Here is an 8,909-nt window from a genome sequence, read left to right as displayed (position 1 = left end):
TGGGGTGCTGCATCACAGCGATCGAGGCGTCCAGTACACCTGTGAGGCCTATCAACAGGCGCTACAGAGCCTCCAGGCCACGTGCAGCATGAGTCGGAAGGGGAATTGTTGGGACAATGCGGTGGTGGAAAGTTTCTTCGCTACCCTGAAGTTAGAGTTGGCTTTGCACCGATCCATTGGCAACAGAGAAGAGACGTGTAGGACTGTCTTTTCTTGGGTAGAAGGCTGGTATAACCGTCGTCGCCTGCATTCGTCCCTGGGGTTCTGCTCCCCGGTGGAATTTGAGGAGCAGCAGTGTGGCTGAACTACATGTCAACAAAGGTGTTGCAATTTCAGCACCCAATGCACTGCTTTCACCCACGTTGCCTTACTGGTTCCCGGGGTCCAAAAATGCACCACGCACGGCTGAGTCACCTCCAAGTATGATCCCAGCAAATCCACCCCAAACGCTCCCTGAAAGCACCGACAAACATCCACCACAATCTCAGGTCCATTCCAGAATTCTTGCCATTCCACACCGCCAGAATTCACTTCTTCTGCTCGCAACAGCGTGCCATGCGGACCCCACCGCCTCGGATGATCCAGTTTCTGTTCGATCAGCCACGCCAAACGGTGGTGACCGAAATTTCCTTTGAATTTCTGCCAGGCGTCACGCGAAATGAACTTCAAAGCCAAAATTTCCAACTCCTGCCAGATTTCGGGGAACACCTGCCCGAGAGGAAAGAGGCCCCGGGTGTACTTTTGCACGTTGGACGTGCGGGTGTAATGAAACCAGCAGGTGCCTTGACTCCACGGACGAATCGGGTACTTTCTCTGGAGTGCACTCCACAATGCTTCATCGGGTGGGGAAACCTTCAGGCTTTTTCTGGAGTGAATTTTTTTTGGGGGAATGTCCATCAGGATGTCTTCCAGGAAACCCTGTGGAATTTGCAGTCCGCAACTCAAGGTACCGAGGGCCGTCTCTAAACTAGAGCAGTCCAACAAATGCAGTTGTCTTGTGCGGGTGTTGACTTGAGAAGTAGGGGAAGCAGTCACACTTTCATCCCCCTGCAGCCATAGGCCAAGATGTCTGGGCGTGGCCTGCAGCAAGGCATTTCAGATTCAAGAATGATGAATTCCGATGGCTGATCTGACGTGAAAGAGGACTTGTTTCTCCAAAGAGGTTTCCAAAATTGAATTTCAGCCAACAATCCCGTTTTTTGAAATTGTTTTGGTGTTTCAGGTCCTTAAAAATATGTCGAATGTGCTCCAAATCAAGAAAGTGATGTTGTTTCATGCACCTACACCCTAAAAATATAACCCTGTCCACGAACCCCTTCGATGAAGTGGTTGCCCAATTTCCGCCTCAACATGAACACCACCGAATCCACTTTCCTCTGGTTCCTTGGGTGCATCTCACCCCACAAATCCTGCATGATGCGCTCACGGGTGTACAGCACCCCAGGATTCAACGCCAAATGGAACAGAACTTCCATTTCCTTCTCCTCCAGTGGGATGCGCAGTCCGTTCAGGATCACCACCCTACGGATGTACAGGATGGTCATCGGGCCACGCACCATTTTGTGGTGCGTTTCGGTGCTGTGCAATAACGCCTGCAGGCAAGCTGTGAATGCTCTTGTTGTGGTGTGTCCAGAGAGCACTTCATTTGCTCCTGCTTGCAGCAAAGCACTGCGTTCCTCCAATGCCCCAGTGACCACCAGAATCTTCTGGACCAACGCGAACTTCCTGAGCACCAGAAGTACTTCCTTCAACTTCGCAACATCAGGGTGACGAAGCAACAACACATCCATCAATGGGGCGTACTTGAAGGCCAGCGCTTCCCGTTCGGTCACACTGACCATGTAAGGAGGGGCACTCAAATGGTTCAACAACCTCTCTGGGATCGGCCCCATCTTGTGGGGTTGCATGTCATACACCAGAATGCGAATGGTGAGCTCAGCACCAACAAAGCGTGTCTTCATGGTTACTCCTGGGGTGCTCTGGAGGTTCGTTCTGCTCCAGAGTCTCAAAAAATCAATCCCGATGGGAACGCACGTGCCATCATGTCCAACTTCTACCAGGTGAGAGGTCACCTGCTCACAAAAACCTGCTCTGGTTGCGTCCATTTCACTTCACATCCATGAGGGGTAAGGTCGTCAGAGGGTGCGTCCCTCGTTCGTGGTTGGGTGATGCCCCTGCTGATGCGTACCCTGAACCCTCTGAAGCACGCACGCTTTTCAATTTCCTGAGGGTTGTTCTCACGATGTGAGGGCACCTGAGTGGGTTTACCTCCGCGGAGCCGCACACAGAATTCTTTGCCAACCCACCGGTAAGTGACTCCAGGCTGGAAAGCTTTGTTGGTGCGCTGTGAGAGAATTTGCATCATTGCGAGTCCATTGTCCCAAACGGTTTTTTGATGCATTGGAAGTGATCCATGTCGAACGCCACCAGGTGCATGGGAAGGTCGTAAGGAGTATGGCTTTGGCGAGCCATGCAGTGCGGCAGGACAGCGAGGGGATCCTGAGTGGCGATCACCTCCCAGCCATTGCTGCGCTGGGTTTCCAACTTGAGCCTGTTCCGGCGCTCTTGCAGCACAATCGTCATCCCGCAAGACACCACATCCATCCCCCGAGCCGTCAGCAACACCATTTTGCTTTTCTGCACGGATTGCGAGATCATTCCACAGCATGAGGTGCAGCACACCCAGAGGCGTGAGTTGCACCCCAGAAGTGAAGGCATTGAGCACCCCATTGAACCATCCGGGGCTTTGGTGTGCAGCAAAGAGCCTCAGAGAGAACGCAAAGAAAGCGGCGAAGGCAATGAAGAACTTTTGGTTGCTTTTGGCAGGGATCAAATGGTGACCAGTGCACAAGAACGCTGGGATCAGCAAGACGTGGTCACTGGGAGACTTCAGGACTGTGTGGTGCAGGTGGTTCACGTTGGGTGCCTCAAGGGTTGTGTTCGAACAGGGAGTAGGTGCTCAAGCAGGGACCAGAGAGGTGCTTGAGCACCAGGTATGTTCCGGGAGGATGCTCTGGAATGCACAGGGACAGTGCCCTGCCAGCGTTGAACACTTCGATGGTGGGTCCATCCACATAAATGTGTATGTCCTGCCCAACGAGGGTGCCGGTGACACTGCAGCTGCGGGTCGGGTGGTGCACGGTGATGGTGTGACCGACCGTGTCGAACAGCAGGTGGATGCCTCCACCGGTGGGGGTTGGGCTGAGTAACTCTACCAGCAGGGTTCCGCTTGCTGACGGAAGGTTCAGTTTGAGGAGATAGGCGGGTTTGAGGTGCAGCACTTCCGATTGGTACGTCACTTGTTGGTACAGCTTGGAAGGGTTTTTTGTGAGGTGTTTGGCAAGCTTGAAAGGTTTAAGGTGCACTTCCCCTGCTGGGGTGATTTGCAGTTGGGTGGGTAAGGTGAGGGGTCCATGGTAGGGGGAGTTGAATTGAGCATTCAGGATGGCGTAATGGTCCATGTCGATCAAGCGTGGACGGTGGACTCCCATACCTTCATTGAGGACCTGTGCAGTTTGAATGTTGAAGTGCCCTTCACTGAACTGTCCGATCAGGGCGTAGTTGGTGCCGGTGCCCGGGGAATGGTAGGTGAGCACATCCCAATCGTTGATGTGAAGCAGGGATGGACTGAACTGCAAAGGTTGATGGGGTTCAGCAAGCAAATTGAGGGTTGCTGAGAGGAACTCCCAGTGGTGTGGGGTGTGCATCCTGAAAGTCACGAAGGCCGTTTTGCCGTTGGGCAACAATGCCGTCATCAGGCAGTAGGTGCGACCATTGCGGGTGTGAATGTGCGGCTCAGCAAGTTGGATGAAAGGATGGTGCGGATGGTAAAACACCACCTTGTTGCTCCCCTGCCAGTGGGTGAGGGTGGGGTTCGCTTGCCACAACGTCAAGGTGCTGAAGTGCGTGTTGTTGTGAAGGGTGCTGCATAACATGAAAGTGATGCCTTGGTGCGTGAAAGTGCTCCCACTCCATCTCCCTTGCATGGGGTCATCGACCCGGCAGGACTCTGGAATCCAGTCCATCAGGTTGCGGGTGGTGTGCTGCTGCCATCCCTTTTGATGGGGCTGCAGGTGAATCCAGTGGTCCCCCACGTAAGAAACCAGAGGCGTGCTGTGTTCGCAGGGAGCGAACTGGGTGTGATACGAGAAAGGATTCATGCAAAAGCCTCACTGAAAGGGGGTCCCCCTTGCCGTAAGGGACCCTTGAGGAGAGGAATGAAGAAAGGGAGTGGTCCCTTTGAAGGGATGCATTTCAACTTTTGACGCTGTCTGCCAGCATGCCGCGCACAAAGTACCGCTGGAAGCCCAGAAACACCACCAGAGGAATCAGCATGCTGATGAAAGCTCCAACCATCAGCAGGGGAGGGTGGAAATGTAGTTGTAGAGCAGGTAAGTGGCCAGTGAAAGCCCGGATCCAGTGTTTGCCAACCACACCCCGAGAAAAGTCCCATTCAGGCCCAGCACGTTGTAGTCTTTCAGCACGGGAATCAGGGCAATCTGGAAGGGCACCACCAGCAAAGCCACCACCACTGTGAACAGAAATGGGCTGGCTGGCAATTGCATCCAAGCAAAAGCGTAAGTGGCAATGACCGCCAGAAAAATCGGGATGACCGTGGAGGGAATGGTCATGATGATGGTGTTCATCACCGACTTCAGAAGCTGGATGTCCCCTTCGTTGCGGTCCAGATTCATTTTCACCTGATCCAGACCCAACCCGAGCACAATGCGGTAATTGTCGAGGGTGAGGCGCACCTTCTCGGGGTTGAACAGCAGCGTCCACCAACCCGAGCCGTTCACGTCGTCCGGTGGGCGAATGGAGGTGATGAGAAGCCCCAAGGTGGGCAAAGTCCACAGCAAAGCCAGCACGGTCAAGGTCACATGAATCACTCCATTGTTGAGGGTTCGCACTTGGGTGTCACGCTGAAAGGGTTTCACTTTTGTTGAGTGAATGGAAGATAGAGGATTTTGCATCAGAATCCCTTCTTGAAATCTTTGCAAAATTCATGCACGTTTTAGTGCACCACAGGGAGCACGGTCATCAGGACCATGGCAATGGCTGAACCTTTGCCGAAATCTCTGGCTTCGAACATCAGGTGTACTGCTCATGGGCAATCACCGGGGTTCCGAAGTTTCCTGCGGTTCATGCCCAGCACGCCCCACAGAATGGAGGTGAGGAAAATGGCCCACTCTGGTGCGTCACCTGCTTTGAGGAACACAAAAATCCGTCTGAAAAATTCCAGAGCAAGCACCATCAAGACCCCATACAACAAGAGGTTTTTCAGGTTGGCGGGTTCGCCTTTGCTCTGGGGGAAAGCCTGTTTTGTGGCTTTCCGTTTTTTTGGGGGTTGATGCATTGTGGTTCTCCTGTTGTGCGTCAGAAAAGGAACTGGTGGAGGGGGTGCCCCACCAGTTCAGAGATCACTTGCTGCAAGCAGCGTCAATGTCTTTGAGGACTTGATCGAGGTTCTTCCCGGTGAAGTAATCGGTGGTGCCTTTCCAGAACGCAAGGTTGACCGCCGTGGTTTTGCCGCCGTACACGTAGCCGGGCGTGGTGACGATGTCATCGAGCACACCCCACGCTTTGCGGACCTCTGGAGAATCGAATTTGACTTTGTTGGTGATCCACCTGTCGTACACGCTGGCTGGAGCGGTTCTCAGCAGGATGCTTTCCAACCAGTTGGTGGCTCTGCCCGACTTGATGTCGGGGTGGTTTCCGGCCTGCACACGCACATTGATCAGGGTGACGGAATATGTGCTGTCGGTGTAGTTGGCTTTGATACCGGGGTTTTTGGCTTCAAACGCGTTGATGACTTTCTGGAAGGACTGCTGGTCCTGCCCGGTGAAGTTGCCGGAGACCGTGACGGTTTTCTGTTGGGCCAAGTCAAGGCTCGAGGTTGCCATGAGAATCGGTGCTATAAGATGTTTCATGGTCTTGACTCCCTGAGACGGTCTTTTTGGGATCACACCATGAGAGTTGTGACAAGCCAAGCAATCCCGTTGTTCGAAAGGAGGTCAGCCTGTGGACCGTCAACATGGAGAGATGTGCCACGAGTTTTGAAGACGTGTGCACATCCCACAGTGCTATTGGTTTGTCCGGTCAGCAGTTGGGAGTGACGTCAATTCGCCAGTAGAAGCCAGTGCGTTGGTATTGTTTTGCGGTTCCCATGACATTCCATGGTTCCCATTTGACTTCCTGTTTGTCTTTTCCAAGACGCTGCGTGCGGAACCAGAGCCCTTCCATGGCGTAATACTTCATGATGGGGGTTGCAATCAATTTCGGAAAGAGGCACTGTCCATTTTTGGCTTTGGGTGAATTACTGTCATTGAAAACAACAGTTTCTGTAAATGTTCTGCTTTTGGTGTTTGTTTTGGTCCATTCCCATGTGCGTGTGAAGCCCATCCCAATCTTGCTGGAAAACCCTTCGAAGCTCATGCCAACTTCGGTGTCCACTGAAAGTGATTCGGAATAACCTGTGGTTGCTGAATTGCTGAAACTGACTGAAGTGGCTGCAGAGCCATTGTAGTAACATCCTGCTGCTCGGGTGCATTTGAAACCTGTCAAGGTTTTGGTCACAACTTTAGGAAGCCTGATTTCTTTGATTTTGGTGGAACGTGACCAATTTGTGTCAGCAAAGAAAATCGCTCCTCTCAGGTGGATTTCGTTTTGGATTCTGTCATGAATGGGCCAGATGCGTCTCTCTCCATCATTGCCGGCTGCCAGTTGAGGTCTGACTGTCAAATCTGTTTCTTCAATGGTTGAGTCAGGCAAATCGGATTCTTGTGCAAAAATTTCTGCATCGATGGTGTTGGTTCCCATTTTTTGGAACTGCAGCACGTCTGGAAGGGCCACCACACTGTACTCACCAGGGTTTTTGGTGGTGATTTGGACTGCAGCTGAGCGCATTTCAAATCCGAAGATTTGTTCAGTCAGGGTTGCGATTTTGTTTTTGGATGCTTCAGAGCCGTCCGAATCAAAAATGATTTGTCTTTGTTTCTGGAGGGCTTCTTTGAAGACTGGATGGTTCTGGATTTGTTCAGCGGTATGGTCGGTGACATTGACCAGCAACACTTGAGAAGCGGCAGTGGGTGTGGAAGTGATCTTGTTTGGGTAGTTGGTCCTGAAGTGTTTGCTGACAATGGAGGTGTCATCAGCAAACAGCAGGCTGACTTCTGCAGGCTGAGAACTGGGTTGACTGGTGGGTGTTGAGGAGAGCGTACCACAGGCAGTCAACAGAGAAAAGGTCATGGTCAAGATCGAAGCTTGCTTACTGAAGTTTTTCATACGTTCACTCCTTTGGGTAATAACCGTTGTTGACCGCTCCAAGCCAGCACCATTCTCAGGTTGGACAGGGTGGTCTTGTTTGCAACAGAGTAGCAACGGTGACATTTGACAGAATCACAGATCATCCAGCACCTCAAAGGGTGATGAATGGTTTGGCATGTGAATCTGCTGGCGTTTCAAAGTCCTGCTCAACCAGAAAGACCCTCCTCTGGTCATTTGTGTAACAAGGCTTATGAAACTGAAGCTCAGTATGGGCCTGACCTTTCTGCATGTCAATACTGATCTCCCTGAAACATCAGAGATGTTTTTCTCGTTTCCGAAAAAAACGATCACTGGCCGAGTGAATTTTTTAAATAAGAATTGAAAAAATTCTTTGTGGGAAGCGTTTTTCACGTTCGACTCATCTAGGGACCAGAAGAAACATTTGCAGTGTTTAGGAAACATTCTTTTGTGACAATTCAGCCCAGAAAATTCCCAACAGATGAATCCGGTGAGAGCGCAGCTGTCGTTCTTGGATGCTTCTGTGAGCGCTTACGCAAATTTGCTTCACACTGTTACGAATATACTCATCTGTTTGCGAAACAAAAATGTATGCAGTCTGTCCCACTTTCTCTCTTCTTTTGTATTAAAAATCACTGATTCTTGGAGTATTTTTCCGGCTTTTGTGTATCGGTTACTCAAAATATTCGACTTGAACTGAGATAAAAAAGGCGCTAAAAACCATCATTGGAGCTTTGTTTATTAAACTTTGGAGTCTCACCGTAAGGGATTACGGGTATTGCAAATTTGCCATGACTTTCTAATAATGAACGACATGGCATGACCACCATTGACTGCTATTGGTCTTCTGCCACAGGGCTAAATTCTCACATTCAACGCTGCTTTCAAAAAGCAGCACCATACAGCATTGTATGCGCATACATTTTTCTCTAAATGTATGCCAGAAATGCTGAACATCCTTACTCCAGGCTGCCCCTATCCGGGGCAACCTCTGGCCAACCCATGGAGACAAACATGTCCAAACTCACTGCATTGCTCTTACTGAGCCTCACCAGTCTGATGTCTGCCGCTCAAGCAGACAAACTCGACACCGTCAAAAAACGCGGCAAGCTCGTCTGCGGCGTCAATGACAAACTCCCCGGATTTGGTTTCCTCGATTCCAACGGCAAGTACTCCGGCTTCGATGTCGATTTCTGCAAAGGCGTCGCCGCCGCCATCTTTGGCGATGCCAGCAAAGTCCAGTACGTTCCCCTCACCGCAGCCGTGCGTTTCACGGCTGTCCAGAGTGGCGAAGTCGATGTGGTCTTCAGAAACACCACCTACACCTCTTCACGGGACGGTGAAGTGGGCATGGACTTCGGTCCGGTCACCTTCTACGACGGTCAGGGCGTGATGGTCAAAAAAGAAGCACCCGTCAAGAAAATCACCGACCTTGATGGCGCCACCATCTGCACCAACCAGGGCACCACCACCGAGCAGAACATCACCGATTACTTCCGCCTCAAGAAGAAACAATTCAAACTCCTCACCTTCCAGGACTTTGACAAGGTCATGGCTGCCTTCGATCAGGGCCGTTGCGATGCCGTCACCACCGACGCCTCGGGCCTCGCTTCCAGACGGGCAGC

10 protein-coding genes are annotated in these 8,909 nt (G+C 51.6%); 2 read left to right on the top strand and 8 right to left on the bottom strand.

From position 1 onward, the window contains the following. Window positions 1–88: 88 nt before the first annotated feature. On the top strand, window positions 89–304 hold the full coding sequence (locus Q371_RS28245; protein WP_425388044.1) for an integrase core domain-containing protein: 216 nt from the start codon (window positions 89–91) through the stop codon (window positions 302–304). A gap of 8 nt (window positions 305–312) precedes the next feature. On the opposite strand, the gene Q371_RS22830 is transcribed toward Q371_RS28245, so the two are convergent. The 8 genes from Q371_RS22830 to Q371_RS22790 form a co-directional block, all read right to left on the bottom strand. Then, window positions 313–897 carry a hypothetical protein gene (locus Q371_RS22830; protein ID WP_034345184.1) on the bottom strand — a complete coding sequence of 195 codons (585 nt, stop codon included), beginning with the start codon at window positions 895–897 and terminating at the stop codon, window positions 313–315. Between the two features lie 383 nt (window positions 898–1,280). Further along, entirely contained in the window at window positions 1,281–1,961 is a 681-nt protein-coding gene (locus Q371_RS22825) for a winged helix-turn-helix transcriptional regulator (RefSeq protein ID WP_034345181.1), read from the bottom strand. A 400-nt stretch (window positions 1,962–2,361) separates the two neighbouring features. After that, window positions 2,362–2,643: a hypothetical protein gene (locus Q371_RS22815; RefSeq protein WP_157442902.1), complete on the bottom strand. Its 282-nt coding sequence runs from the start codon at window positions 2,641–2,643 to the stop codon at window positions 2,362–2,364. Window positions 2,644–2,927: 284 nt separating this feature from the next. Then, on the bottom strand, window positions 2,928–4,160 hold the full coding sequence (locus Q371_RS22810) for a glycoside hydrolase family 32 protein (RefSeq protein ID WP_034345174.1): 1,233 nt from the start codon (window positions 4,158–4,160) through the stop codon (window positions 2,928–2,930). A 195-nt stretch (window positions 4,161–4,355) separates the two neighbouring features. Further along, complete coding sequence (locus tag Q371_RS22805) at window positions 4,356–4,937, bottom strand: carbohydrate ABC transporter permease (RefSeq protein WP_211253886.1); 582 nt, start codon at window positions 4,935–4,937, stop codon at window positions 4,356–4,358. 167 nt (window positions 4,938–5,104) lie between these two features. After that, entirely contained in the window at window positions 5,105–5,356 is a 252-nt protein-coding gene (locus Q371_RS22800; RefSeq protein WP_034345168.1) for a hypothetical protein, read from the bottom strand. A 64-nt stretch (window positions 5,357–5,420) separates the two neighbouring features. Then, window positions 5,421–5,882, bottom strand: coding sequence for an extracellular solute-binding protein (locus tag Q371_RS22795; protein ID WP_169743912.1), 462 nt, complete (start codon window positions 5,880–5,882; stop codon window positions 5,421–5,423). Window positions 5,883–6,099: 217 nt separating this feature from the next. Further along, complete coding sequence (locus Q371_RS22790) at window positions 6,100–7,326, bottom strand: hypothetical protein (protein ID WP_157442900.1); 1,227 nt, start codon at window positions 7,324–7,326, stop codon at window positions 6,100–6,102. Between the two features lie 972 nt (window positions 7,327–8,298). Between Q371_RS22790 and Q371_RS22785 the strand changes: the two genes are divergently transcribed. Further along, on the top strand, window positions 8,299–8,909 hold a 611-nt coding region (locus tag Q371_RS22785), incomplete at its 3' end, for a transporter substrate-binding domain-containing protein (protein WP_157442899.1).

The organism is Deinococcus misasensis DSM 22328 (genome assembly GCF_000745915.1).
Taxonomy (GTDB): domain Bacteria; phylum Deinococcota; class Deinococci; order Deinococcales; family Deinococcaceae; genus Deinococcus_C; species Deinococcus_C misasensis.
This window is presented reverse-complemented; position numbering and strand designations above follow the sequence as displayed.